The following is a 26,730-nucleotide window of genomic DNA, read 5'->3' as shown; positions in this document are numbered from 1 at the left end:
TTACGAGGTCAAAAGTAACAAAAAAGGCCGGACTGTTAAAGTCCGGCCCTGCATATCTTTTATCTGTTATCAAAACAGAACAGCGGCTGTTATAGACCATCCACGGTTCTTAGCACCTCCCAAATCCAGTTTATCGGCACTGTAATTGTCAGTCAATCCCAATCCGTAATTTATCCCTACCTGTAAATGGCTTATCAATTCAGCCCCTACACCGAAGTTAAGTCCTGCACTGAAGTTTTTTGCTTTCATCTGTTCGCCTAAAACATTCCAGATTTTATCTCCTCCGACACGGAAACCGATATAGGGTCCGGCCGACAGATAAGCTTTAACAAGGGGAATACCGAATTTCCATTTCAAATTAACCGGTACATCGAGATAATCCGTTTTTATACTGGTATTTTCAGTACCTTTCGCTTTCAACTCCAATCCTTTCTGAGAATAAAGGATCGCCGCATCCAGTCCGATTCCGACCAGTGGGAGTGTTGTCTCGATCATCGGACCGATCTGGAATCCTGTCACATTCTCCGCTTTCAATATATCGGAATTCAGATGAACGGACGATATGTTTACTCCTCCTTTTAATCCGAACTTCAGCTGTGACTTAGCCGGCACGGCTATGAATACCATCAAAATAATCAAAACTAAACCTGTAACCTTCTTCATATTGCCTGTTGTTAATTAATTATGTTTGCAAATAAACGCACTTTTCCTATAATAAACAAGTATTCCTATCGTCCTGTTCATTCTTAAAAAGGAAAGCATGCACCGGTTACGGAGCTCATCCCGCAAACCGATCCATGCCTCTTTTCCTAATTATTATGGCAAAATAATTAAAAACAAAAACGTTCAAACAGCTAGACGGAAAACGGGAGTAAGAATAGTGGAGACGATAGCTATCCCCTGTTCTCTTCCGGCCTTTCCTCGAAGCCGTCGAAATAATATGCCTTGCAGGTCTTCTGACTTACTTCCGGTTTGAGCGCCTTCCCATTCAAAAAAAGAACAGTGGCTATAGTATTGCTCAATCCGTTATGAAGATTACAGCAGCGGGACTGTCCGGGATTTACACCCGATTCCCTTTTAATCCTTTCCTGCGGATACAGGTCCGGAACAATGCACGTCGCAAATATAGAGATATTTTCGTTTCGTTCGTTATCGGTTGATGAAAAATATCAAATATTATGTTTTCGATATTCATCAACGGCAGCCTTTACCGATCCATACATGAGAAGGAGTCGCTGCGACTGGCCATAACTCAGCCCCAACTCATCTGCCACCATCCGCGTTCCCCGGTCGACCAGTTTCTGATTAGTCAATTGCATATTTACCATCCGGTTGCCTTTTACACGACCCAACCGGATCATAACAGAAGTTGAAATCATATTCAGAATCATCTTTTGCCCCGTACCGGACTTCATACGGGAACTGCCGGTTACAAATTCCGGACCGACAATCATTTCGATCGCCACATCGGCCTGAGCAGCCATAGGTGAATCCGGATTACTGGAGATAGAGGCTGTCAGTATCCCCTGCTCACGGGCTTTACGCAAAGCTCCAATCACATAAGGGGTTGTACCGGATGCAGCAATACCGATCACCGTATCTTTGGTTGTGACCTGATGCTCCTGCAACTCTTCCCAGCCACGCTCCACATCATCTTCCGCATTCTCTACCGGATTGCGAAGAGCTGTATCGCCACCGGCAATTAGACCGATCACCAAAGTGGGGGGCATTCCGAAAGTAGGAGGTATCTCAGAAGCATCGAGCACTCCCAACCGACCGCTTGTTCCGGCCCCCAGATAAAAGATACGACCTCCCTGTTTCATCCGGGGAACGATCTGATTTACCAGTTTTTCTATCTGAGGGATTGTTTTTTGTACAGCCAGTGCGACCTTCCGGTCTTCTGTATTTATATCTTCCAGCAACTCCCGGACAGATTTATGTTCCAGGTCATTATATAATGAATCTTGTTCTGTTATTTTAGTAAATGACATCTTAAATATAAGTTTACTTACCATGATACGCAATCAATCCCTCCATCGGACTTTGCGCAATCGTTCCGAGACGGAGCCCCAAATCAAAAGCAATATCTTTCAGTATATCCTGATAATACCAGGCGACTGAACCGACCAGATGGACAGGCAATTCAAAACAATCATACTGCTTCACGTTCCGGGTAAAAAATGCCAGAAAGCTACGGGTGACCAATTCCCAAATGGCAGGTTCATCCAAATGCTCCCGTATAAAAGGGGAAAGGCCGGCCAGAAAACGATTGGGGAAAGCTTGCCTGTAAACCTTGTCCATAATCGATGCCGGAGTCAACCCATATTGTGTAAGAAACTGCTCTTTTAGAGCCGGAGGTAACTGATCTTTCAATACATCTCCGATCAATAGTTTTCCCAATACGGCACCGCTTCCCTCGTCTCCCAGAATAAATCCCAGGGGAGAAACATTCTTTATAATCTCTTTACCATCGTAATAGCAGGAGTTCGAACCGGTTCCCAGAATACAGGCTATCCCCGGCTCATCGCCACATAAAGCACGAGCAGCAGCCAAGAGATCGCTTCCTACCTCAACAGGAACAGACAGATACCGGTTGACAGACCGCCGTATCATTTCATTCTTTTCTGGGAAAGCACAGCCCGCCCCGTAAAAATATACGGCGGAAGGTATAAGGTCTTTTAATGCAGACAGTAATCCGGTTTCAATCTCCTTCCCTATCTCCTCCTCCGTCTGAAAGAAAGGATTCATACCTCGCGTTTGAAAACGAAAGGCGGGTTTTCCTCTTTCTATTACACACCAATCTGTCTTGGTGGAACCACTGTCGGCTATTAATATCATATTTCCGTTTTATTACTTAATTAATCGATCGTTCTGTCTTTTTTACCGAATGCCGGATCTATCTTAAGGAAAGCTGTCACAGCCAGTGTGATCAGACAACATCCCATCACCCACCAGAAGAAGTTCACATATCCCAATTCTTCCTGCAACCACCCGGCAATCATTCCCGGAAGCATCATTCCCAATGCCATAAAAGCAGTACATATCGCATAATGAGCTGTTTTATGTTCACCATCGGAGAAATAGATCAGGTACAACATATAGGCAGTAAAACCAAATCCGTAACCGAACTGTTCAACAAACACACATACATTAATAATCAGCAGGCTTTCAGGAAGTGCGCTACTCAGATAGATAAAAACCAGGTCAGGCAACGTAATTGCCAGTGCCATCGGCCAAATCCATTTCTTTAATCCGCCATGCGCTGCCACGATTCCCCCGATAATACCACCCAGCGTCAGGCCTATAATACCGATCGTGCCATACACCAGTCCGATCTCGGAAGTAGTAAGTCCCAGCCCCCCCACTTCGCGCGGATCAATCAGGAAAGGTGTTACCAGCTTGACCAGTTGTGCCTCGGGAAAACGATAGAACAGCATGAACAGTATAGCGACCAATGCCTGCTTCTTCCTGAAAAACGAGACAAATGTAGCAAAGAATTCTTTAAATATAGTAGAAGCAGTAACTGTTACAGCCGCTTTATCGGACTTCGGGACCGGTAAAATATACTTATGATACAGGCAGAGACCGATAAATAGTCCGGCCAGGATCAGGAAAGTGATCGACCAAGCGAACGGAATCTTTCCGGTGCTAACCTCCAAAGCTCCGGCCAACATCACAAGTAATCCTTGTCCGGCAATGGTTGCAATGCGATAAAAGGTACTTCGTATCCCGACATAGAAAGCCTGATCGTGCGAATCGAGTGCCAGCATATAAAAACCGTCCGCTGCAATATCGTGTGTAGCCGAACTGAAGGCCACCAACCAGAAGACAGCCAGGGTCAACTGAAAGAAATAATCCATCGGGATTGTAAAAGCGATACCGGCTAATCCTGCTCCTATCAGGAACTGCATGGTGACAACCCACCAACGTTTCGTTTTCAACAGATCGACAAACGGACTCCAGAATGGTTTGATTACCCAGGGGAGATACAGCCAACTGGTGTACAGGGCTATATCGGTATTACTGATTCCCAGCCGTTTATACATGATAACAGAGATTGTCATCACAGCAACATAAGGCAATGCCTCTGCAAAATAAAGTGTTGGAATCCAACTCCAAGGAGAAGTTCTCTTTGTCTGGTTCATAAGAAGTATGATTTAGATTTACAGATTAACTGATCCATCTCCTCTGCGGAAAGGCAGGTTTCACTGATAATTTGTTGCAGATCTCCGGAAGTCACTTTCCTGAAGTCTTTTTCCAGTGGAGTGATAAAAACGCCGGCCATTTCGACTGTTGCCGGACTGATCAAGATATTGGCATCCCCCTCGGCATAATAGCAGGCGGGATGCAGTTTCTTTCGTGGATAAATGCAGGTGATCCACATCCCCTTTTCCCGCCAGGCTAATACGTTCATCATAGGTTCGCATTCGCCCGTCCTGATCTCTAGTAAAGAATAAATATGATTAAAAAGAATGGCAGAATCATCTTTACTGCCGGAGATGATAATAAATGCCGGTTGCAGGAAATCCCTCAATGCATACAAGCCTGCTTGTCCGAAAGAGATCATAGGCTTTTTCGGAGTTCTCCGCCAATTTGTTTCAAGTGGCAGAAAGCCTTTATTGCCTGCCTGGAAATGCATGTGGTCGGGAGCTGAGGCGCCGCACTTCGGTCCGTTATAAAAGACAATAAAGTCTGTCAGTACCTCCGCCAGCGAGAGCATATCTTTGTAACGCAAGAGTATATGCTGTTCCTGATGTGCCCGGATCGGGATGGTCAGATGTTCACGAAAGATAGGATACGGATTCACCATGATCTGATACTCTTCCCCAAAGTCAATCCATTGTTGATTACCGGGACGGTTCGCCTCACAAAGGAAACAGGGACGGGCAGCCAACGACTGTTTATCGATCTTCGCTGCCGACGAACGGATACGCTCCGGATTGAACTGAAGAATGACGGGATAACCGTTCACCTCCAATGTACGGGTCTGCACCTTTTCGAGAGCAGCATAGTTTACCTGTGCCAGTTCCCAAAAGGTTAGATGTTCGCGTATTAATTCTTTAGCCTGTTGATTTATATTTTTCATCATCTATAGTCCCAAAATAGATCTACGCGCCCTTAACTCAATTGAACGCAAACTGTCTTTGTAAGCATTGTATTCATTCATCTTCCGGATATCCAATGCGGCATCCGTATTATCTTCCCAACGGCGGCACAGATACAGGACATCATAAATACGTCCGATCCGATAGCTACGGGAGATAGCCAAGCCTATCGCATAATCTTCACCATAACTGACATTCGGCATCTTTATCTCGCGAAGTATCGGAGTATAAAAAGCCCTCGGCGCTCCCAGTCCATTAATACGCAAGGCATTGTTGCGTCCGTTCTCCGGAGTCCATTCCCGGTGATCGATAATACCCGGCGGTATCTCATTCAAGTCGAAGTCTGTCATTTTATAAGTTCCGATCACCATCGCACATTTCTCGGCATAGAAGGTATCGACAATCTTCTGCAACGTATCCGGGCCGCTATACATATCGTCACTGTCGAGCTGTACACTGAACTTACCGCACAGCGGATGAGCGGCAGCCAGATTCCAGCATCCGCCGATTCCCAGATCGTCGCGTTCCGGAATAATATGAATTAACCGATCATCGGAAGCATAACGCCGAATCACATCGGTCGTGCCATCCGTTGAATGATTGTCAACAATGATAAGATTAAATTTGAAAGATGTCTGTTGCATGAAAACAGAACGGATCGCATCCTCAATGGTACGTACCCGATTGCGGACAGGGATGATAACCGAAGCTTCATACTTAAACCCTCTCGATTTAAATTTAGCCATTACCACCCTCTTTGCTCTGCACTTTCGGCCCATGCAAGAGGTAAATGCCAACTCCATATCCAGCTGTACCTCCCTGTTTTTGGGGTTCACATAGTCAAATTGCTTCTCTCCGCTTTTACGAAGATCGTCTTCCTCGAAAGTATACAGATACTCTTTGATATGAAATATATTACGAAAAGAGCTTTTTCTGAGACGAAAATGGTACAGGCCGGCATATTTATATTCGGTAGCCTTTTTCGAACACCGTTCGAAATAAGAAGCCAGCGCATCATAGCCAATCAGCATCAACGCTCCGAAGTCAAAATCATCCCGAACACTTCCCGGCTGATAATCTATGAGCGGATGCTCGCGCCTGATTCCATTACATATATCATAATGGTCGGCATAAATAATTTCACAAAACGACTCTTCCGCCACTCTCAACAGTCGTTCCAAAGCATCCTGTCCGAATGTGACCCGGCCAGGGCGGGTGTAAAGCAGTACGTTTTTTCCATCTGCATGTTCATAAATCGAACGCATGGTTTGTGTACTGGTCAGTGTATCGACGGGAAGGATCTCGCAACCGGGATACGGCTCGGCTTCGGGGTTGGAGGTCATCAGGTAAATCTTATCGATCAGGCTTGTTTTATTCAATTCCTCCACAACAGGAGCGATCTGTTCAGGGGAGATATAAGGTAAAAAGCAATTAATCGGTTCCATATAGTAATAAGCTTATTGTTATCGAGGTGTAAACATAAACAAAAAAGGCCGTTTCTCAAACGAAAAACGACCCTATTACTTTCTTCTAAAAAATAAATTTATCCCCAATTCCAGTCATCTTCTCCCAGGAAGCCGCCATCGCCGTGACTTTGCCCGTACCGCTTCAGGAATGATTTCAAACCGGAAACAGTAGAGACTGAAGATACATATTCTTCGATACCTTTCATATCTTTTTTGTGGCGAGTAAACAACATATTCATCTGAATAGGCAGATCCTTCCATGCAAAGTTACGCAGTTGGGTATACGGTCCTTCTACACCAGGAATCGGAGCATTTTTGACAATTCTCACCTGTTCACCAAAACAAATCAATAAATAACGGAGTTTCGTATTATATGCCATAAGGTCTTTTTCTTCAGTCGGAGCTTCCATCGCTACTTCTTCCATCCATTCGATCTGTGTGATCAAAAGATCTGCCAGATTTTTTTGTGCATTATCGACAGCTAAAAGCTTCAAAAGCTCTTCTTTTCGGGCAGTACGCACTTCATCTTCCACCTCTCCTTTGTAAAATTCTTTTACCATATCTACATAGAGTTTTTTCATTTCTCCAATAGCCTGGCTTATCTGAAGTTGCTCAAGCAAAAGTCTCTTTGATACTTTTTTTTCTCCAGCATCTTTTGTTTTCCGTCCGACACGCTTCGGTTTCTCTCCGGTAGCTGCCAGAATCGCTTTAAGGTCTTTCGCTTCAATATAATCAGAAATAGCAGTCAACAATTCGTCTTCCGTCTTCGCGGCCTCCATTGCTTTATTGGGCCTAATACCACAACGATTGACAAACAGGCTTAAAGTATCTTCTACAGCTTCCTGATCCAACTCCTCACGACTCATACCGAGAGTCAGTTCGTCATATTTATATCTCAACTCTAAAAGATGTTCCCGTTGTTCGTCGGTAGTTACGAAATCTTCGACTCCCTGGCTTTCCTCTGCAAAAAGATCGAGAAGTGTATCCTTTTCGCCGGAAGTCAGTTCTCCACTCTCATAAGCCTCATCCAGATACACAAGATACTTATATTTTAAAGCTGTTTCTTTTTCAAATACAAGTTTAGCATTCCGTTCAAAAAAATCCTTGATACGTTCTTCCTTTTCCGGTATCAGATAGATTTCCTCTTTTTGGCTGGCAATCTTCTTTCTTATACAATTTAATTCTAATTGTGCACCGGATAATTGCTCTCTTTCTTTTTTATCGGATAAACGACGGGAGATATCGTTTCTTCCTGTCCTTCCCTCATGAAAATGTCGTTGTTTTGCCATTTTTATATATATTTTATTATGTAAGTATGTTCTTTGTGTATATAGATTCGTGCACATTGGAAAAAAAGAACTGCGTAGTTCTCTACAGAAAACTACGCAGTATCAATCTGTAATATATTCAGCTATTATTCACCTAACAGGATTTCCAGGATCTGAACAGCAGCCTTAGCCACTGAAGTACCCGGGCCGAAGATAGCAGCAACACCTGCTTTGTACAGGAAGTCGTAGTCCTGTGCAGGGATTACACCACCGGCGATGACGATGATGTCTTCGCGGCCTAACTTCTTCAGTTCGTCGATAACCTGCGGGATCAATGTCTTGTGTCCGGCAGCCAAAGAAGAAACACCCATTACGTGAACGTCGTTTTCAACAGCCTGACGGGCAGCTTCTGCCGGAGTCTGGAACAACGGTCCCATATCCACGTCGAAACCACAGTCGGCATAACCGGTTGCAACAACTTTTGCACCACGGTCGTGTCCGTCCTGACCCATCTTAGCGATCATGATACGCGGCTGGCGACCTTCTTTCTTCGCAAACTTTTCTGTCAGCTCGCAAGCTTTGATGAAGTCTGCGTCTTTCTTTGTTTCTGATGAATACACGCCTGATATAGTTCTGATGATTGCTTTATAACGTCCCACAACAACTTCGCAGGCATCCGAGATTTCTCCCAATGATGCACGCAGGCCGGCAGCCTTAACAGCCAGTTCCAGCAAGTTGCCTTTCTTAGTTTTCACACATTCAGTGATATCGGCCAATGCCTGTTGAACAGCTGCTTCATCGCGGTTTTCACGCAACACCTTAAGAGCTGCCACCTGTTCGTTACGAACGGCAGTGTTGTCGATTTCGAGGATATCGATCGGATCTTCTTTCGGCAAACGATATTTGTTAACACCAACGATTGTCTGAACACCAGAGTCGATACGAGCCTGTGTACGAGCTGCAGCTTCTTCGATACGCATCTTCGGAAGACCTGTTTCGATAGCTTTTGCCATACCGCCCATGCTTTCGATTTCCTGGATCAATGCCCAACCTTTGTGTACCAGTTCATTTGTCAAAGATTCTACATAGTAAGAACCGGCCCACGGGTCGATTTCCTTACAGATCTTTGTTTCTTCCTGGATATAGATCTGTGTGTTACGAGCGATACGTGCAGAAAAGTCTGTCGGCAATGCGATAGCTTCGTCCAGCGCGTTAGTGTGCAGAGACTGCGTATGTCCCAGTGCAGCAGCCATCGCCTCGATACAAGTACGGCCTACGTTGTTGAACGGATCCTGTTCTGTCAATGACCATCCTGAAGTCTGGCAGTGAGTACGCAATGCCAGTGATTTCGGGTTCTTGGCACCGAAACTCTTCACGATCTTCGCCCACAACATACGTGCAGCACGCATCTTGGCGATTTCCATGAAGTGGTTCACACCGATCGCCCAGAAGAATGACAGACGCGGAGCAAATGCATCCACATCTATACCAGCGTTTACACCGGCACGAAGATATTCCATACCGTCACACAGTGTATAAGCCATTTCAATATCTGCTGTCGCACCGGCTTCCTGCATATGGTAACCGGAGATAGAGATAGAGTTGAACTTCGGCATCTTCTGTGATGTATATTCGAAGATATCAGCGATGATCTTCATTGAGAATTCGGGCGGATAAATATAAGTATTACGCACCATGAATTCTTTCAGGATATCGTTCTGGATCGTACCGGCCATTTCTTCCAACTTAGCGCCTTGTTCCAGACCTGCGTTGATGTAGAATGCCAATACCGGAAGAACGCCACCGTTCATTGTCATGGAAACAGACATCTTGTTCAAAGGAATACCTGCGAACAATACTTTCATATTTTCCAGCGAACAGATAGATACACCTGCTTTACCAACGTCACCTACAACACGTTCGTTGTCGGCATCGTATCCGCGGTGTGTCGGAAGGTCGAATGCAACAGACAGACCTTTCTGACCGGAAGCCAGGTTACGGCGGTAGAATGCATTTGATTCTTCTGCTGTAGAGAAACCGGCATACTGACGGATTGTCCAGGGACGCATAGCGTACATACCGCTATACGGACCACGCAGATAAGGAGGCAGACCGGATGCATAGTGCAGATGCTCCATACCTTCCAGGTCATCTTTCGTATAAACAGGTTTCACCTCGATATGCTCAGGTGTTTTCCAATCGGCTTCAATGCCGTTGGCTTTTGCCCATTCGGCAGCATTGGTAGCTGCAAAACCGGCATTCTTGATATCTATGTTTTTAAAATTTGGTCTCATAATTGTTTCTACTTAAGCGATTCCTAATTTTGCGTTGAAAGCCTTCAATGTTTCGAGCACGTTGCTCTTTACATTGATAAATTGATCGATACCCTGAGCTTTCAGGTCTTCCATACATTCAGGAGCACCGGCTACAACGAACTCAGCACGTCCGGCCAATGCTTTATAAGCGGCAGGAGCGTATTCTGCATATTCGTCATCACTAGAACAAAGAACAACGATCTGAGCACCCGCCGCCATCGCTGCATCAACGCCGGCTTCTACTGTTTCGAAACCTAAGTTATCAATTACCTTGTATCCTGCACAAGCAAAGAAGTTGCTTGAGAACTGTGAACGGGCAATACGCATAGACAGGTTACCGATAGTTAACATAAACACTTTCGGAGTTTTACCGCTATTTTCCGTTGCCAGACGCAATGCTTCGAATTCAGATGCACCACGAGAGAAATCAAGAGGAGTAACAGTTGATTCACCACAAGAGTGACCACCGCCACAACAACAGGAAGCTGTTTCTTTGATCTTACCGGCAGCTACTTCTGTGAAGTTCGGGAACTGGTTAGAACCCAGCAGGATTTCACGACGGGTAGCAACCGCTTTCTTACGAGCTACGTTAGAAGCATTTACTGCATTCTGTATGTTACCGTTAGCCACTTCAGCACCGAAACCGCCTTTGTCTTCTACTTCCAGGAACAGTTTCCAGGCAACGTCTGCCAACGAGTTAGTCAGTACTTCTACATAATAAGAACCGGCAGAAGGATCGACTACCTTATCCAGGTGACATTCTTCTTTCAGTAACAATTGCTGGTTGCGTGCGATACGTTCTGAGAAATCATCCGGAGTCTGATAAGTTTTATCGAACGGACGGACAGTGATAGAATCGACACCGGCCAAAGCTGCAGACATTGCTTCAGTCTGAGAACGCAACAAGTTTACGTGAGCATCGTAAACAGTCATATTCCATTCGGAAGTCTGAGCATGTGCATTCATCTTGCAGGCGCAGTTGCATGCAGGATTGTAAGCAGCAACGATCTCAGCCCACAACCAACGGGCAGCACGGAATTTAGCGATTTCCATGAAGTAGTTAGAACTGATCCCCAGATTGAATTTGATCTTCTTGGCAACTTCGTCTGCACTGAAACCGGCTTCAGTCAGTTTAGCCATCAGTTCGTTACCCCAAGCCAATGAATAACCCAGTTCCTGAGTGATATAAGCACCGGCATTGTTGAAATAGAAACCGTTTACAGCTAATACTTTATAACCAGGTAAAGCCTGTCCTGCTTTGAGCACAGCAGATGCAGCTTCCACCCAATTTTCATTTTCTTTCCCCTTCACCAACGGTTTTTTGAAAGGATCGTAATTGACGGAACCGAAACATTTGTTCAGGTCCACGTCTTTTCCTTTCAGATAGTACTCCAGGATACCGATCAGCTTTTCAGCCTTGCAGTTGCAAGTGTTGAAGTTCAGTTCAGTAGCTTCCGGACAGATACCATTTAATAAAGTGGCAATATTTTCGGCATTTACTTCATCGCCTTTGATGATGAAACCGAGTGAAGTAACCCCTTTGTTCAAAATGTCAAGCGCTTTTTCGTTAGCTTCTTTGAAACAAGTTACTTCGATGTTCTGGCGTACCTTCCAATCGTTATCCTTCTTTGTTCCGCGAACATAAGGGAATTCACCGGGAAGAGACTCGGTTGTCTTCAGTCCTTCGATGTCTTCTGCACGATAGAAAGGATTTACATTAAATCCTTCGCCTGTCTTCCAAACAAGCTTTTTCTCAAACGGAGCACCTTTCAGGTCAGCCGTAATCTTCGCCATCCACTCTTCAGTAGAGACCGGAGCGAATTCTGAGAAAAGTTTTTCTTTTAGTTCTGCCATAATATTAGTTATTTTAATACTGGTATTAGTAATTGTTCAATAGTATATTGTTCAATAACAGGGGGCAAAGGTAGAATAAATAAACAGGAAGAACAATGAAATATAAGCGAAAATGCGCTCGCTTTTAACGCCTTTTAGTGGTATAAGGACAATTCTTGTATCATTCTGACAGAGCAGGATAAAATTCTTTACATTTTTTCTGCATAAAGAGAACACCGAAAAGAAATAATACTTAATTTTGCAGCGTCAAACAATGAAAACTATGACACGAAACGGTGCATTCGTCTAGTGGCCTAGGACGCCGCCCTCTCACGGCGGAAACTCGGGTTCGATCCCCGGACGCACTACAAAAAAAGCCTGCTGATTCATTTCAGTAGGCTTTTTTGTTTAAACGATAATCAAACCCCAAAGGTTCCCCAGCTGTTTCTGTGGATTAAAGTTAACCGATCCGTGATTATTTCCAATAAGGGTTAACCAGAACACCCTATCTTTTAAAACAAGCTAAAAAAGCAGTTCAAATATATCATTTTCTCTTTAAATTCAGTTTACTTAAAACATACCATAAACATAAAACAGAGTTTGTCATGACGAAAGGAACAATTGGATTAAATGCAGGTACCATCTGGAATCTGTTACTGGATGGTGGATGTTGGAGTTTTGAGGAGCTGAAGAAAGCGACCTCATTGTGTGAAGCTGATTTATGGTCTGCAATCGGATGGCTTGCCCGCGAAAATAAGATTCAGATCAAAAGTGCAAGTAGTCAACTAGCTTTTTGTCCGGGAATGAATTATGACTTTTAACGTTTTACATTCCTTACGATAGTAATAAAAAAAGCGACCGTTTCCGATCGCTTTTTTTATTTTATGATAGAATTAATATCTTCCACCGCCTCTATTGCCACCACCGTAGCCGCCGCCTCTGTTTCCGCCACCGTAGCCACCGCCACGATTGTTTCCGAAGCTACGACCACCTCTGTCGCCTCTGTCTTCTCTAGGTCTGGCTTCTGTTACATTGATGATTTTTTCATCATAGCTTGCCTGGTTTAATTCTTCAATTGCTTTTTTTGCTAACTCTTCATCGGCTAACTCAACGAAACCAAATCCTCTTGAACGGCCGGTTTCTCTGTCTGTAATAACTTTTGCAGAAGTAATTTCACCATATTCTGCAAATAATTCTCTTAAGTCAGCATCTGTGATGTTGTAACTTAAATTTGAAATGTAAAGATTCATTTTGTAAACTTTAATTTTAATTGTTTATTGAGCCTGAATGTGTTGGATAAAAAGTTTACTTTACAAATCAAGTTGTGAGCAATTACTTCTAATACAAACTTAAGTCAATCTCAAATATGCTACAAATGTAATTGATTAATCCGGGTATTTTACTATAAAATCAACAAACTTCGTGAAAAATTCTGTTTTTTCAATTTTGTCCATATTTATTTCTTACTCCTACCGGAATAAGGTATTAACTACCAGACTGTCTCCATCGTTAGGAGCCGGCTTAATATCTAATAAACGTGCGATGATCTGATACAAATTCACATTTGCCATAGCCGGCAATTCCGCATGCTGTTTGAAAGACGGTCCGGCAGCATAGAATATAGCCTGCATTTCCGGAGCGAAATTATCATACCCGTGTGTAGCAGCAAATCTTGGACGCGATTCGGTCCGGAAATCCAAATAGGTTCCGACATCCGGCATTACGAACAAATCACCAATGCGGGGATTCGAGCCATAAATATATTTCTCAGGTATCTCATTTTTCTTCCACACGCTAATGTGAGGTACCTGCTTCAGAATTGCATACGCTTTATCCCTATATCCGGCTTTCGGATACAACAAAGTCGGGACACCGTCAAATACGTAATCAAAACTATCTCTGGGTAAGTAATCATTCAGATTGACATATTTATCCGGAGTATAGGTTGCCATCCCATGATCGGAAAGGACAATAAAATCTATTTTATCAAAGATATCCAGTTTGCGGGCTTCATTAAAGAAATGATTCAACACCCGGTCCAGTTCTTCTACCTTTTGCAAGGTTGTTGAAGAATCGGGGGTACAGATATGGCCGATCCCATCCGGTTCCTCTATATACCACATAACCAAATGAGGGCGTATATCTTCCGGCAAACACAACCAGGCTACCACAGAATCCGCACGGTCTGAATAAGGGACCTGTTTATCAAATGGTTTCCAGATAGAAGGCTGACGTCCCTGAATCGGATATTCGCTGCCTACCCAGAAAAAAGAGGCGGTACGTACACCTTGTTTCTCCGCGGTATTCCAGATCGGTTCTCCCCCATAAAAACCGGGTGTCGGATCTGCCATACGATAAACACTATCCAGGTCGGGAGCATAGTAAAAATTATTGACCAAACCATGATGGTCCGGATGTAAGCCGGTTGCCATACTATAATGGTTAGGAAAAGTGACACTGGGAAACGATGGACGGAAAGTTGAACGTATCCCGACTTTTGCCAGAGAGTCTAAGGTTGGGGTATAAGCACGATCCGGATAATCGGACCGGAAACCATCCATGGAAAGAACAACTACATAACGGTCATTATGCTTAGGCGAAGAACAACCGGAAAGAAAGATTCCAGAAAGAACCATACATCCTAAAAACAGATTTAAATATCTTTTCATATCCATAATTACTTCAAAAAGAAAGAGGTTCACAAAGATAGCGAACCTCTTCCGATTATTTAATTCAAATCGCAAAATACCCGGTTAGAAAATATAGCGTAAACCTACCTGAGCCTGCCAACGTGAAGTTATTGCCGTATTCGTATACATATCACCCGGATCACGGAACTGATAAGTAAACTGACCATCCTTACCAGCAGATGCAGTTACAGGCGTCAGATCATATCCAGTAGAAGTCTGATGATATAATCCCCATTTCTTATTGAATAAATTTCCGACATTCAATATATCAAAATTTACTTGCAGAGTATGCCTTCTTCCTGCCACATTCACAAAGAAATTTTGCGCAATATGAAAATCAAAATGATGCTCAAACGGCATTACTAATTGATTGCGTTTCATATGGTCCCCTTTTGTTCCTCTGATTTCTTTATTTCCTTCAATCCATTTAATAAAAGCATCCTTTTGTTCTGCTGCAGTTGAGGTTACTTTTCCACTTGAAACAATATCAGTAAAAACCATTTTCTCACGCTCTGCATCTGTCGGTATATATAACAAGTCATTTCCATAACCATCACCATTTAGATCTTTGGAGTAAAGCAAAGAATAACGCCCACCAGTCTGACCATTATAAAACAGACTCACAGTTGTTGCAAAATGTTTTGCATATTCTTTTGTATAAGATACAGAAGCGACTATACGATTACGTACGTCAAACATGGACCAGCTTAACTCCGGAGCAACATCTCCTCCATAAACAGGATTATATTTCCAGCCGGAATAAGCCTGTGAAGAATTTCCATCCGTTAAGGACTTAGCTTGCCCATAAGTATATGCAACCATCGCATTTAAATCGAAATCAAAAGACTTCTCAACTTTACCTGTTACATTATACGTATATCCTTTATTCGTATTAGTTAAATACATTATTTGTGTAAAGTTGTCATCGACCTTTTTATAAATAGGACGATTATCTCCCCCATTATTTAAGCTACCATTAGGTTGATAATTGATATTTTCATATAAAATATTATTTAAGGTTTTTGAATATAAACCCTCTAAACTCACACGAATATCATAAGGTAAAGTATGCTCCAAGGCCAGATTTGCACGAAAAACAGAAGGATATTTAAAATCTTTATCAACAACATTCACCTCTGAGGTAGCCGGAGATTCATATTGCTTTGACGGGTCAATACTAAAATGAAAATCATCAGGACCCACTTTAGGCATATTATAAGAATTTAAAGATGTACGGCTTACCTCTATACCTGTATTCGTAAAGCTATTTGATATCCAGACAAAAGGAATACGTCCAGTAAAAATACCTACACCACCACGTATTAAAGTCTTACGGTCTTCATCTAAATTCCAGCGAAAGCCAACACGAGGCGACCACAACACTTTAGTTGAAGGTAATTGGTTAGTAGCAACATTGTACTGTTTTGCTATATCCGAATTATTGAATGTTTCGTTTGCCAACGGTTCATCAAAAAACAACGGTATATCCATTCTCACTCCATAAGTTAACCGAAACAAATTTGTCACATTCCATTCATCCTGTGCATAAAAGCCTAATTGTGCAGCTCCAAATTCAGGAGCCCAGCGGTTTGTTCCGGTTATTTCCGTGCGTGCTACCGAATAATCATAATACTTAGGAGCAACTTCATTAGCGGTCCCTACAGACAGAAAATCATCCAATGAGCTATAAGTATAAGAGCCATAATTGTTTGCCAGATAAAGATTACTCATTTTAAAAAACTCATTATATGTCCCCACTGTGATAGAATGATTTCCTATCATTTTAGTCAGATTATCCGTTAATGTAAAAATATCCTGATTTAATGAGTTCGCCATAGAAAATCTTTCCGTCCCAAATTCCAATGAAGTGTTTTTAGACAGTTGTTCTATCTTGACATAAGGCATAGCTTGTCCCAGCGGATCACGATTATCACGTACACGAGTCCATCCCACACGCAACTCATTCGCCAATAAAGAACTTATCTGTGTATTTAATTCCGCAACAATAGAATGAGTGGAGTTCTTCATATAATATCCATTATCATTCAAACGGGCTGCAGCCAATTTATTGGAAAAATTCATACTACGTGCATCAAGCAAACTATACCGGAGTGTAAATTTATTTTTATCATTCGCATTCCAGTCGATACGGGCTAAAAATTTATTCGAATAAGTATCTACATCCAAAGGACCATAACCACCTCCATTATAACCTCCCGTCAATTGAGATATTTTATTAATAATCTGGTCTACTTCATTTTTATCCAATTTGGAACTTTCTGTTCCAATATTATTTGTTGTTGGATAAATTTCTTTCGCACGTTCAAAGTTCGTAAAAAAGAACAACTTATTTTTAATGATTGGGCCACCCAATGTAACTCCATAGGTCTCGGACGATTGATCATCCAAACGTGTACGTTCCTTTACATCACCAGGCGTTTTGCCATAAAATTTTTCATTATTATAATATCCATACACAGATCCATGAAACGTATTCGTTCCGGATTTTGTGATTGCATTAATACCACCACCTGTAAATCCACTCTGACGAACATCAAATGGAGCAATTACCACCTGAATTTCTTCAATCGCATCCAATGAGATTGGATTTGCTCCAGCCTGATCACCATTTGTTCCACTGGCAGACAATCCAAACACGTCATTATTAGCCGTTCCATCGATCTGAAAGGAGTTATATTTATTACTTGACCCAACAAATGACATTCCACTACTCGTGTTAATCCCCATTGGATTCATTTTTGTAATATCGAAAATACTCCGGTTAACAGAAGGCGTTGACAAGATCTGTTCCTGATTAAAATTCTGAGCAGCTCCTGTTTTCTGAGAATTAAACAGAGCAGCCTTCGAAGCTGTTATAACCACTTCGTCCAACGATAACGATTCCGTCAAATTTACATCGAGCAGATAAGTTTCACCCAATTGAAGAGTAACGTTTTTATATATAGCTTTCTGATATCCGACATAAGACACTTCTACCGTATACGGACCACCGATACGCATTCCCTGTAAACTATAACGTCCGTCGACGTTTGTCACTGTTCCATAAGTAGTACCGGAAGGCTCGTGGACAGCTTGTACTGTCGCCCCAATCAGCAACTCGCCTTCCGCCGTGACTTTCCCACTAATTCCGGAAGTGGTAACCTGAGCATTCATAGTGAATGTCAGACAAAAAAGAAAAAGAATGAATACAAATATGCCCCTCATACTAAGTAGTGTTTAAATAAAACAATCAATACATTTTTTATAAAACGCTACAAAGATATATAATCTATATTACGAAACCATTACGATTCCTTTTGATTTTTAGGGTCTTTCTTAAATATTTCTATTTTCTCTCAGACTATCTGCAATATCCTGATGCTGCCTGGCAAGCTCTTCTTCCCCCACATAACGATATGCTTCGGCCAGATACTCGTGCGCTGAAGCGTGTTTCGACTTTATGGATACAGCTTTTTGAAGGTCTGCAACAGCTTCTTCATAATACTTCATACGCAGGTAACATTTTCCACGATTATACCGGGCTTTAAATGAAAGAGGACTCAACCGGACAGCTTCGTTCAAAGCAACCTGAGCATCATAGGTTTCACCCAGATCCAGCAATGTAACCCCTTTACGAACCCAGGCATCCACATATTCAGGATAAAGTTTCAACGCTTTATCAAAAGAACGTAAAGCGGCATTCGGATCATTGGCCTTTGTAACACATTCATTCCCCATCAAATAATACTCATGAGCATATTCTTTCAGTATTTCCCGCTGTGCATACAACTCCTCTTTCAATTTCTTTATTTGCTCCTGCTGCGTATTGATCCGTTGAAGTTTGGAGCGAAGCAGCCTTTGAACCAAAGGGTTACCGAGTTCATTACGTTTTCCGACTGCCATGGAAAATGACTCTACAGCATTCTTCATATTTCCACGGTTAAAATCATGAACTGCACGTGCATAAAGGAGTTCAGCCTCGCTTTCACGAAGACTTTTATCAATGAGTTCCTTATTATTAAAGATCTGACTGAACTGAACAATCTCCTTACGTACAAATATATCATGAGAAGTAACCCGACTCTTTAAGACCAGTCCTTCAAGCGAAGTACAGCGACTTAGAGCGACATAAGTTTGTCCTCCGGCAAAAACACCTCCGGTAAGATCCACTACAACCCGGCTAAAAGTAAGTCCCTGACTTTTATGTACAGTAATAGCCCAGGCCAGACGGATAGGTAATTGTTCGAACGTTCCGACAATTTCTTCCTCTATCCTCTTTTCCTTCTCATTATATTTATACTTATAATTACGCCATGAAGTCGGCTCAACCAAATGTTCGATTCCATTTTCAAGCAAGACATAAACATTGCCATTCTCGTCAATACCGGATACCATTCCGATAGTTCCGTTCACCCAGCGCCGTTCATGATCATTATCGATAAAAATAACCTGTGCCTGATCTTTTATTGCCAGATTCAGTTGAGTAGGCAAAGATGATTCCGGGAAATCGCCATCTATACGCCCTGTAGAAATAAATTCTTCACCGGGAAGTTCCGATAATCTTTTTTCATTGATAAAATCCACCTGGTCACGACGCGTAGCTAATGTTATATACATATCTTCGTTGCATGGGACAAACTCAGGAAAATAACGGCCATTCAATGTATCCAGTTCCTGCTTCCTGGCCGCATTATTGCGTATCCGGTCCAAGATATTGATAAAGACAGGATCCGTTTGGCGATATACTTTCTGCAATTCTATAGGCACCAGGTTGATAGAGTTAAAAACACGTGCCGAGAAAAAGAACGGGCTGGCATAGAACAGACTCAATATTTCTTTCTGGTCCGACGGGACCACCGGTTCCAACTGAAAGACATCTCCAACAAACAGCAACTGTTTACCTCCGAAAGGCAAACGCATATTTCCGGAAAACACACGTAAAATACGGTCTACACAATCAATTATATCGGCCCGTACCATTGAAATCTCGTCTATAATGATCAGCTCCACTTCTGAAATAATCTTCCGGTGTTCCTTTCTGTATTTAAAGAATTCAAAAATTCTTCCATCTTTCAGACTCAGATCCGGATCATCAGGCAACATTGGACGGAACGGTAATTTAAAGAAAGAATGTAACGTCACTCCCTCTGCATTTATCGCAGCAATCCCGGTCGGTGCTAATACAACATATTTCTTTTTGGTATGAGCACAGATATACTTAAGAAATGTAGACTTCCCCGTACCTGCTTTCCCGGTCAGGAAAACAGACTGGCGCGTGTGAGTGATCAGTTGCAAAGCATCCTGAAACTCCTTGTTGTCTGTATCTAATTGAAATTCCAATCGCGTAAATTTTAAGTAGACAAAGCTAAAGAATATTTTAAATACTGCCCTAAAAAAGAATATAATTTATTTGGATATATCCTTTTTTAAGGCTTAATTTGTGATATCAAAATAATATCAAATAATTATCATTACGAAATCATAAGAAAGAGCATTTAATGACATCAGTATTTCTATTTTACCGGCAATATTATCGATGTTTGATCGACCGGTTATCAATACCGGAATATTGCACCAATGATTCTAAATTTTTAATATTAATATAAGTGATGGCCAAAAAAGAGAATGCAACCAAAAATTTTGTCCTGCGAATCGATGCAGATATGATGGATGCTATCGAAACATGGGCTGCGGACGAGTTCCGCAGCACCAATGGCCAGATCCAGTACATTCTGGACCAGGCTTTACGCAAAGCCGGCCGGCTAAAAAAGAAAAAACAATCGAAACAAGAAGAGAAATAAATTACGATAACTCTAAAACACGTCTACATAAAAAACTTTTTTATCCCGGGAGAAAAAGAAAAAGCATCCGAAAGAAATTTTATTTTCCTTCGGATGCTTTTTTATATCAGTATTAATACGACTCGTAGAAGATCAGAAATATATACAATAAGCTGTTCTATTACCGACTGATAAACAACCAGGCATCTTTATATTTATCATTGGTACGAAGTGTAGCCATATAAGCCTCAGCTTGTTCACGATTATCGAATTTATCTGCATAAATACGGTATTTTCCATCACGGGCCACTTTACTAACATGCTTACATTCTTTACGGTCTACACCGGCAATGTATTTATCAGCCTGTTCCGCTGTCGGAAAGCTGGCTATTACGATGTGATACATTTTAGGAGCAGGTATTTTTTCAACAGATTTAGAAACAGTCTCCTGTTTTTTGACCTTAGGAACAGCGGTTACTACTACAGTATTCTTTTTTATCTCTGCCGCTTTTGACTCCTTTTCCACAGACACAGTCAACGAAACTTCTTCCACTTTCATTTCCGGCACACTTTTAGCAACCATTTCCGTTGGAACAAAACTGGCCGTATAAGCAGCTTGGTTCACATCCTTTACCGGAGTTGATACCAACAGGAATAAAGCGAGAGCGGCCGCAGAAGCAACAGCGACACGGAGAAATTTTCGATTAACCGGAATGTATAAGATATCTTTTTTTTTCTTTCCCGCCAATAGTACAGCTTCTTCACGTTCTGCCAAAACAGGTTTCAACTGCGGAAAATGAAATGCAGCTAAACCATAAGAAACAATACTAAAGGAATCTGAATTACCCGGATGGAAAATAACCTGTCCTTCCATTCCCAGGCTAAAGGTCCCTAATACACCCAGGGATAACTTCTTTTCCTCCTGCAAAGCAGCTTTCATATCTTCAACATCTTCCTCCAACATTAACTGTGCTTTTCGGTAATTCACATCATACATTTGCATATATGATTCCGAAAGTAAGCCGTCGTTATGTTGTAATGTGATGTTAAAAACAATTTCTTTGCGTTGCGGATTAAACAAATGATCTGCCCCGTTGTAAACGGAAGAGACCGTTTGCAACACAAAACCACCGAATTTCGGCACAATTACGCAATCGTGCACCAGCAATAGTCGCTCTATATGTGTTATTATCCTTAGCATAAGACAAAGGTAGATATTTATTCGTGAATTTACAAAACAAAAAACGGTACAATTTTCTACCTTTGTCTCTCATATAACAAATGCAATGTACTGGTCATATCAACCTATATATTTAATAAAAGTAATCCCCTTTTTAGGAGGATGGCTGGCAGATCGCCTATTGGGTGATCCGGAAGGGTGGCCCCATCCCATTATATGGTTTGGCAAACTGATTTCTTTCGGTGAAAAGAAGCTCAATCAAGGGGATAATCGTTTCCATAAAGGGGCTTTGCTAACACTTGTCCTTGTTGCAGGCGTCTATCTACTGACGTATTTGCTTTTGCAATGGGCACAAATAATCAACACCCGGTTTTATGCTCTGCTTGCCGGAGTCGGAGTTTTCTACTGCCTGGCAGGAAAAACGTTGATTACAGAAGTAAAAGCCGTTTTTGAAGCCGTAGACCGGAGCGTGGAAGAAGGACGTACACAGGTCGGTCGTATTGTCGGCCGCGACACATCTGATCTGTCTCCCCAGGAAATCAGAGCGGCGGCTTTGGAAACATTAGCGGAGAATTTGAGTGACGGAGTAATCGCCCCCATGTTTTGGTTTGCTTTTTTGGGACTGCCCGGCATGATGGCTTATAAAATGATCAATACGCTCGACTCGATGATCGGCTATAAGAATGAGCGGTATAAAGATTTCGGTCAGGCTGCCGCCCGGTTGGATGATGTTGCCAATTACATCCCGGCACGGTTAACAGCCTGCCTGATGTTGCTGGTTTCAGGCAATTGGCATAAAAGGAACTTTCTCCGGCAGTTCGGTCGTGCACATCTCAGTCCCAACTCCGGATATCCGGAAGCTGCTCTGGCTGCTATCCTCGACTGCCGCTTCGGAGGGGCACACGACTATTTCGGCCAATCGGTTGAAAAGCCATATATCGGTATCAACAACAGAATCTTTACTACAGAAGACATGTTAATTGCTACTAAAATAAATAGCAATACAGAACTGGTAATGGGATTGCTTGTTTGTTTTCTATCACTATTAATACATTAAAGACAATTATAGACAAATGGAAATAAGGCTAAACAAATTACTTAGTGATGCAGGTTATTGCTCACGCCGGGAAGCGGACAAATTCATAGAGATGGGACGGGTTACCGTTAATGGCAAACAACCGGAAGTCGGACAGAAAGTAAGTAAATCCGATATTGTCATGCTGGACGATATCCAAATCAATGTCGGTAAATACGAAGGCCAGGCTCAGGAACATTCGCGCGCCGTGGTCGGTAAAACCCAAAATCTGGTTTTCGGAGAAACAGCAAAAGCTCCGGAGAAAAAAGAAAAAAAGGCTGCCTCTGCCCCTAAAGCGGAAAATGGCAGTAAACCATCCGGTTCCGGCAGCACGCTAAGACCCGGTAAATACGTAAAATACAACAAATATGCTGCCGCAAGAAAAGCAACAAAAAGCGGAGTAAAACCGAAAGAGAAGCTCAGTCCGGAAGAAAAAGCTCTGAAAGAAGCGTTACAACCGAAGTTTGGCAAATCGTTGGGAAAAGCGGCAGTGGCACAACGTCTGGCTGCATCGCCCAAGTCTGCGAGCCTGCGGAAGACCAGTAAAAACAACCCTCTGAACAAGGCTAAACGCACTACATTCCGTAATAAACCTAAAGATGAGTAAAGAATGTCTGGCAAGCATATTGTACTTGTAACAGGAGGACAACGTTCCGGTAAAAGCGGATATGCGCAAAAGTTAGCCTTATCACTAAGCCCCAATCCGGTTTATCTGGCTACTTCGCGCGTATGGGACGAAGAGTTCCGCCAACGTGTCCTCCGTCATCAGGCCGACCGTGGCCCGGAATGGACAAACATCGAAGAGGAAAAATACCTGAGCCGCCACAACCTGGACGGCCGGGTAGTTGTAATAGATTGTGTCACTTTATGGGGCACCAATTTCTTTTTCGACAACGACAGCAATGTCGAACTGTCACTCAAAGAACTGAAAGATGAATTCAACCGGCTGACCGAAGAGAATGCTTATCTCATCTTCGTCACCAATGAAATAGGATTAGGAGGCGTCTCTCCCGATCCGGTACAGCGCAAGTTCACCGACTTACAGGGATGGCTGAATCAATACATTGCCTCCCGTGCCGATGAAGTCGTACTGATGATAAGCGGAATACCCATGAAAATAAAAGAATAACAAAATAATATGACAATGATTACTTTCCACATTGAAAAACCGGATACTGCTATTGCAGAAGCACTACAAGACAAAATTAATAATCTGACCAAACCCAAAGGGTCGTTAGGCAGGCTCGAAGAAATAGCCCTTCAGGTCGGACTGATCCAGCAGACACTTACGCCTGCTTTAAATCATCCGGTCAACGTAATATATGCTTCCGACCACGGCATAGCCGATGAAGGCGTAAGTAAATCACCCAAGGAAGTCACCCGCCAGGTGATCCATAACTTCCTGAACGGTGGAGCCGGTGTATGCTTCCTGTCCCGTCAACATGGCTTCGAAATAAAGATTGTCGATGGCGGGGTCGATTTCGATTTTCCTTCAATACCACAATTGATAGACCGTAAAATCCGGAAAGGAACCCGTAACTTCCTGCATGAAGCAGCTATGACCCGCGAGGAAATGGAGTTGGCCCTTCAGTATGGAGCCGATATCGTTACCGACTGCTATAAAGAAGGAAGCAATGTCGTCAGTTTCGGAGAAATGGGCATAGGCAACACGGCCGCATCCAGTATGTGGATGACTTGCCTTACAGGTATTCCTCTGATCGAATGTGTGGGTGCCGGAAGTGGTTTGGACAGCAGTGGCGTACAGCATAAATATAATGTATTGAAAGCGGCTCTCGAAAACTATAAAGGAGACAACAGCACATTAGATGTGATCAGTTATTTCGGAGGCTACGAAATGGTCATGGCTGTAGGTGGAATGCTCCGGGCTGCCGAACTCAAAATGGTTATCCTCGTCGACGGTTTCATTATGACCAATTGCGTATTGGCCGCTTCCCGTCTCTACCCCGATATGCTACCCTACTGCATTTTCGGACATTGCGGAGATGAAGCAGGACACAGGAAAGTGTTGGATGCCCTTCAGGCAAATCCGGTCTTAAACCTGGGATTACGTTTAGGGGAAGGATCCGGGTCAGTATGCGCTTACCCGATCATAGACTCGGCCGTACGCATGATAAATGAAATGCATACTTTCCAGCAGGCTGCTGTGACAAAATATTTCTAACCGGATGGTATTTCCTTCCTAACATTTATAGCTATGTTACGTATATTGGCTGCATTCATATTCTTTACGCGTTTACCTTTCTGGAAACTGGCAGAGGTTCCGGCCGAATACTTCAAAAATATAGTCAGCCGGTGGGCGCTGGTCGGTTGGTTTACTGCCGGACTGATGGTTCTTGTTTTATACGCAGGGGCATTGGTTCTACCTGTCAGTGTTGCTTTGGCTCTGGCAATGCTCACTCGGCTACTGATTACAGGATGCCTGCATGAAGACGGACTGGCCGATTTCTTCGATGCATTCGGTGGCGGAACCAGCCGTGAACGGATTCTGGCGATCATGAAAGATTCGCATATAGGCAGCTATGGGGTTATCGGTTTAATCTGTTATTTCGGATTATATTATCTATTGCTGAGCAACCTTCCTATCGAGTTAGCCGGATGTGCCATCCTCGCAGGAGACCCTTACAGTAAAGGAGTCGCAGGAATGATTATCAATCGCCTACCCTATGCCCGAAAGGAAGAAGAGGCAAAAAGCAAAACAGTATACAGTCGTATGACGACCTACGAATATATATTCAGTCTGGCTTGTATGCTGATACCTTTATGCTGGCTGCCCAAGCCGGTTTATTTGCCGGCTGCCCTGCTGCCTGTTGCCACCTGGTATTTACTGACAACACTCATGAAAAAGAAGATACAGGGATATACAGGTGATTGTTGCGGAGCTACATGCCTGTTATGCGAATTGAGCTTTTATCTGGGTATAACTGTTATATATACGGTAACACTATAGAATACATATTATATGAATATCTATTTGATCAGACACACCTCCGTCGATGTTCCCGCAGGCTATGCTTACGGGCAGACAGACGTACCGCTGCGTTCTTCTTTTGAGGAAGAAGCGTTAAGAGTAAAAGAATCGCTCTCCGGGCTTACCTTCGACAAAGTCTGGTGCAGCCCGTTAACCCGTTGTGTGCGTCTTGCCACCTACTGCGGATATCCGGAAGCCAAACGGGAAGACCGTATAAAAGAACTGAATTTCGGAGAATGGGAGATGAAGTCATGGGAAGAATTATCTGCCGATCCGCGTTCAGAAGCCTGGTTTGCAGACTGGATCAATACCAAAACTCCGGAAGGAGAATCATTACTGGATCAATATAACCGTGTCAGTTCTTTTCTGGACGAGATCAGAAAGGCGGACATGCAAAACGTTTGCCTGTTTGCTCACGGTGGTGTTTTGACTTGTGCACGGGTTTATGCAGGCTTATACGACATCAAAGATGCTTTCAAAAATGTACCTTCCTACGGAGAAGTTATTAAACTGAGCTTCTGAACCAATATACTACTAAGTTATGAGTTTATCTTATATGTACCAGCTTTCTCCCTATGTAGTATCCCCCCGCTCCCTATAGCATATGGCTTGCTACCCTAAAGGGGACGACCGTACAGGGTATAGGGTAAAAGCGTAAGGCTTTTATCTGAAAAACTTAAGTCTTTTCCGTAACGGGTAGGCAGCGGAGATGAAACCCACAAGCAGCGGAGGTGAAACCGATAGGCAGCCATTTTTAAGGAGTACATACCTGCCGGAAAATGTTTTACAGAATTCCGGGTTCAGGCATTCATTCAAACAGATAGATCACTGATTATAGGATCATTAGGATATGAAGCCACTTTCGTTTATGCCTTCATCGAATGAAAGCACAAACAAGTGTGGATTCATATATACAAGCGTTGTATATCAATATACAAGACAACATCATGAATCCATGAAGGCGCTTTTATACAAAACCCAAAAAGGAACCAACCTTACGATTGATTCCTTTCATTTGTTTTGAGTCTC

General features: G+C 42.9%; 22 protein-coding genes, 1 tRNA gene and 1 riboswitch. Of the genes, 9 read left to right on the top strand and 14 right to left on the bottom strand.

Annotation, left to right across the window (positions count from 1 at the left end):
• Positions 1-69: 69 nt before the first annotated feature.
• The 9 genes from QZ076_RS11435 to mutA form a co-directional block, all read right to left on the bottom strand.
• Positions 70-663 (bottom strand): porin family protein, encoded by a 594-nt coding sequence (locus tag QZ076_RS11435; protein ID WP_293713444.1) that lies wholly within the window; start codon positions 661-663, stop codon positions 70-72.
• Positions 664-928: 265 nt separating this feature from the next.
• Positions 929-1,128: riboswitch (cobalamin riboswitch) on the bottom strand.
• A gap of 41 nt (positions 1,129-1,169) precedes the next feature.
• Positions 1,170-1,991 (bottom strand): N-acetylmuramic acid 6-phosphate etherase, encoded by an 822-nt coding sequence (murQ, locus tag QZ076_RS11430; protein ID WP_293713443.1) that lies wholly within the window; start codon positions 1,989-1,991, stop codon positions 1,170-1,172.
• Between the two features lie 13 nt (positions 1,992-2,004).
• Entirely contained in the window at positions 2,005-2,838 is an 834-nt protein-coding gene (locus QZ076_RS11425) for an acetate and sugar kinases/Hsc70/actin family protein (protein ID WP_293713442.1), read from the bottom strand.
• Between the two features lie 20 nt (positions 2,839-2,858).
• On the bottom strand, positions 2,859-4,145 hold the full coding sequence (locus tag QZ076_RS11420; RefSeq protein ID WP_293713441.1) for an MFS transporter: 1,287 nt from the start codon (positions 4,143-4,145) through the stop codon (positions 2,859-2,861).
• Positions 4,142-5,086 carry a DUF4922 domain-containing protein gene (locus QZ076_RS11415; protein WP_293713468.1) on the bottom strand — a complete coding sequence of 315 codons (945 nt, stop codon included), beginning with the start codon at positions 5,084-5,086 and terminating at the stop codon, positions 4,142-4,144. Before QZ076_RS11415 ends, QZ076_RS11420 begins: the two co-directional genes overlap by 4 nt.
• A 3-nt stretch (positions 5,087-5,089) precedes the next feature.
• Positions 5,090-6,550, bottom strand: coding sequence for a glycosyltransferase family A protein (locus QZ076_RS11410; RefSeq protein ID WP_293713440.1), 1,461 nt, complete (start codon positions 6,548-6,550; stop codon positions 5,090-5,092).
• A gap of 98 nt (positions 6,551-6,648) precedes the next feature.
• Positions 6,649-7,860 (bottom strand): J domain-containing protein, encoded by a 1,212-nt coding sequence (locus tag QZ076_RS11405; protein ID WP_293713439.1) that lies wholly within the window; start codon positions 7,858-7,860, stop codon positions 6,649-6,651.
• A gap of 125 nt (positions 7,861-7,985) precedes the next feature.
• Complete coding sequence (gene scpA / locus QZ076_RS11400; protein ID WP_293713438.1) at positions 7,986-10,133, bottom strand: methylmalonyl-CoA mutase; 2,148 nt, start codon at positions 10,131-10,133, stop codon at positions 7,986-7,988.
• A gap of 12 nt (positions 10,134-10,145) precedes the next feature.
• A complete protein-coding gene (gene mutA, locus QZ076_RS11395; RefSeq protein WP_293713437.1) occupies positions 10,146-12,008 on the bottom strand; it encodes a methylmalonyl-CoA mutase small subunit in 1,863 nt (620 codons plus the stop codon).
• 274 nt (positions 12,009-12,282) lie between these two features.
• Here mutA and QZ076_RS11390 point away from each other — a divergent pair.
• Both QZ076_RS11390 and QZ076_RS11385 read left to right on the top strand, forming a co-directional pair.
• Positions 12,283-12,355: transfer RNA gene (locus tag QZ076_RS11390), tRNA-Glu, on the top strand.
• Positions 12,356-12,592: 237 nt separating this feature from the next.
• On the top strand, positions 12,593-12,808 hold the full coding sequence (locus tag QZ076_RS11385; RefSeq protein ID WP_028726872.1) for a winged helix-turn-helix domain-containing protein: 216 nt from the start codon (positions 12,593-12,595) through the stop codon (positions 12,806-12,808).
• 72 nt (positions 12,809-12,880) lie between these two features.
• Here QZ076_RS11385 and QZ076_RS11380 read toward each other — a convergent pair whose 3' ends face one another.
• From QZ076_RS11380 to QZ076_RS11365, 4 genes are all read right to left on the bottom strand, one after another.
• Entirely contained in the window at positions 12,881-13,237 is a 357-nt protein-coding gene (locus QZ076_RS11380; protein ID WP_293713436.1) for an RNA-binding protein, read from the bottom strand.
• Between the two features lie 219 nt (positions 13,238-13,456).
• The gene (locus QZ076_RS11375; protein ID WP_293713435.1) at positions 13,457-14,656 is read right to left on the bottom strand and encodes an ectonucleotide pyrophosphatase/phosphodiesterase; all 1,200 of its coding nucleotides are present in this window, start codon (positions 14,654-14,656) and stop codon (positions 13,457-13,459) included.
• A gap of 84 nt (positions 14,657-14,740) precedes the next feature.
• The gene (locus QZ076_RS11370; RefSeq protein ID WP_293713434.1) at positions 14,741-17,902 is read right to left on the bottom strand and encodes a carboxypeptidase regulatory-like domain-containing protein; all 3,162 of its coding nucleotides are present in this window, start codon (positions 17,900-17,902) and stop codon (positions 14,741-14,743) included.
• Positions 17,903-18,013: 111 nt separating this feature from the next.
• Positions 18,014-20,017 carry a tetratricopeptide repeat protein gene (locus tag QZ076_RS11365; RefSeq protein ID WP_293713433.1) on the bottom strand — a complete coding sequence of 668 codons (2,004 nt, stop codon included), beginning with the start codon at positions 20,015-20,017 and terminating at the stop codon, positions 18,014-18,016.
• Between the two features lie 269 nt (positions 20,018-20,286).
• Between QZ076_RS11365 and QZ076_RS11360 the strand changes: the two genes are divergently transcribed.
• The gene (locus QZ076_RS11360) at positions 20,287-20,478 is read left to right on the top strand and encodes an Arc family DNA-binding protein (RefSeq protein WP_293713432.1); all 192 of its coding nucleotides are present in this window, start codon (positions 20,287-20,289) and stop codon (positions 20,476-20,478) included.
• A gap of 160 nt (positions 20,479-20,638) precedes the next feature.
• On the opposite strand, the gene QZ076_RS11355 is transcribed toward QZ076_RS11360, so the two are convergent.
• Positions 20,639-21,658 (bottom strand): SPOR domain-containing protein, encoded by a 1,020-nt coding sequence (locus tag QZ076_RS11355; protein ID WP_293713431.1) that lies wholly within the window; start codon positions 21,656-21,658, stop codon positions 20,639-20,641.
• Positions 21,659-21,743: 85 nt separating this feature from the next.
• Between QZ076_RS11355 and cbiB the strand changes: the two genes are divergently transcribed.
• The 6 genes from cbiB to cobC are packed head-to-tail and all read left to right on the top strand — an operon-like array spanning position 21,744 to position 26,223.
• Positions 21,744-22,694, top strand: coding sequence for an adenosylcobinamide-phosphate synthase CbiB (cbiB, locus tag QZ076_RS11350; RefSeq protein WP_293713430.1), 951 nt, complete (start codon positions 21,744-21,746; stop codon positions 22,692-22,694).
• A 16-nt stretch (positions 22,695-22,710) separates the two neighbouring features.
• A complete protein-coding gene (locus QZ076_RS11345) occupies positions 22,711-23,319 on the top strand; it encodes a S4 domain-containing protein (protein WP_293713429.1) in 609 nt (202 codons plus the stop codon).
• Between the two features lie 3 nt (positions 23,320-23,322).
• Positions 23,323-23,841, top strand: a complete 519-nt coding sequence (locus QZ076_RS11340; RefSeq protein WP_293713428.1) for a bifunctional adenosylcobinamide kinase/adenosylcobinamide-phosphate guanylyltransferase — start codon at positions 23,323-23,325, stop codon at positions 23,839-23,841.
• 15 nt (positions 23,842-23,856) lie between these two features.
• Positions 23,857-24,894, top strand: a complete 1,038-nt coding sequence (gene cobT, locus QZ076_RS11335; protein ID WP_293713427.1) for a nicotinate-nucleotide--dimethylbenzimidazole phosphoribosyltransferase — start codon at positions 23,857-23,859, stop codon at positions 24,892-24,894.
• A 33-nt stretch (positions 24,895-24,927) separates the two neighbouring features.
• Complete coding sequence (locus tag QZ076_RS11330) at positions 24,928-25,680, top strand: adenosylcobinamide-GDP ribazoletransferase (protein ID WP_293713426.1); 753 nt, start codon at positions 24,928-24,930, stop codon at positions 25,678-25,680.
• A 12-nt stretch (positions 25,681-25,692) separates the two neighbouring features.
• Positions 25,693-26,223 carry an alpha-ribazole phosphatase gene (gene cobC / locus QZ076_RS11325; RefSeq protein ID WP_293713425.1) on the top strand — a complete coding sequence of 177 codons (531 nt, stop codon included), beginning with the start codon at positions 25,693-25,695 and terminating at the stop codon, positions 26,221-26,223.
• Positions 26,224-26,730: the final 507 nt, after the last annotated feature.

It is taken from the genome of uncultured Parabacteroides sp. (genome assembly GCF_905196875.1).
GTDB lineage: Bacteria > Bacteroidota > Bacteroidia > Bacteroidales > Tannerellaceae > Parabacteroides.
This window is presented reverse-complemented; position numbering and strand designations above follow the sequence as displayed.

Bases quoted from the DNA above. Each gene is read 5' to 3' on its own strand.
- QZ076_RS11435 (WP_293713444.1), bottom strand. From the start codon at position 663: ATGAAGAAGGTTACAGGTTTAGTTTTGATTATTTTGATGGTATTCATA.
- murQ (WP_293713443.1), bottom strand. From the start codon at position 1,991: ATGTCATTTACTAAAATAACAGAACAAGATTCATTATATAATGACCTG.
- QZ076_RS11425 (WP_293713442.1), bottom strand. From the start codon at position 2,838: ATGATATTAATAGCCGACAGTGGTTCCACCAAGACAGATTGGTGTGTA.
- QZ076_RS11420 (WP_293713441.1), bottom strand. From the start codon at position 4,145: ATGAACCAGACAAAGAGAACTTCTCCTTGGAGTTGGATTCCAACACTT.
- QZ076_RS11415 (WP_293713468.1), bottom strand. From the start codon at position 5,086: ATGAAAAATATAAATCAACAGGCTAAAGAATTAATACGCGAACATCTA.
- QZ076_RS11410 (WP_293713440.1), bottom strand. From the start codon at position 6,550: ATGGAACCGATTAATTGCTTTTTACCTTATATCTCCCCTGAACAGATC.
- QZ076_RS11405 (WP_293713439.1), bottom strand. From the start codon at position 7,860: ATGGCAAAACAACGACATTTTCATGAGGGAAGGACAGGAAGAAACGAT.
- scpA (WP_293713438.1), bottom strand. From the start codon at position 10,133: ATGAGACCAAATTTTAAAAACATAGATATCAAGAATGCCGGTTTTGCA.
- mutA (WP_293713437.1), bottom strand. From the start codon at position 12,008: ATGGCAGAACTAAAAGAAAAACTTTTCTCAGAATTCGCTCCGGTCTCT.
- QZ076_RS11385 (WP_028726872.1), top strand. From the start codon at position 12,593: ATGACGAAAGGAACAATTGGATTAAATGCAGGTACCATCTGGAATCTG.
- QZ076_RS11380 (WP_293713436.1), bottom strand. From the start codon at position 13,237: ATGAATCTTTACATTTCAAATTTAAGTTACAACATCACAGATGCTGAC.
- QZ076_RS11375 (WP_293713435.1), bottom strand. From the start codon at position 14,656: ATGAAAAGATATTTAAATCTGTTTTTAGGATGTATGGTTCTTTCTGGA.
- QZ076_RS11370 (WP_293713434.1), bottom strand. From the start codon at position 17,902: ATGAGGGGCATATTTGTATTCATTCTTTTTCTTTTTTGTCTGACATTC.
- QZ076_RS11360 (WP_293713432.1), top strand. From the start codon at position 20,287: ATGGCCAAAAAAGAGAATGCAACCAAAAATTTTGTCCTGCGAATCGAT.
- QZ076_RS11355 (WP_293713431.1), bottom strand. From the start codon at position 21,658: ATGCTAAGGATAATAACACATATAGAGCGACTATTGCTGGTGCACGAT.
- cbiB (WP_293713430.1), top strand. From the start codon at position 21,744: ATGTACTGGTCATATCAACCTATATATTTAATAAAAGTAATCCCCTTT.
- QZ076_RS11345 (WP_293713429.1), top strand. From the start codon at position 22,711: ATGGAAATAAGGCTAAACAAATTACTTAGTGATGCAGGTTATTGCTCA.
- QZ076_RS11340 (WP_293713428.1), top strand. From the start codon at position 23,323: ATGTCTGGCAAGCATATTGTACTTGTAACAGGAGGACAACGTTCCGGT.
- cobT (WP_293713427.1), top strand. From the start codon at position 23,857: ATGATTACTTTCCACATTGAAAAACCGGATACTGCTATTGCAGAAGCA.
- QZ076_RS11330 (WP_293713426.1), top strand. From the start codon at position 24,928: ATGTTACGTATATTGGCTGCATTCATATTCTTTACGCGTTTACCTTTC.
- cobC (WP_293713425.1), top strand. From the start codon at position 25,693: ATGAATATCTATTTGATCAGACACACCTCCGTCGATGTTCCCGCAGGC.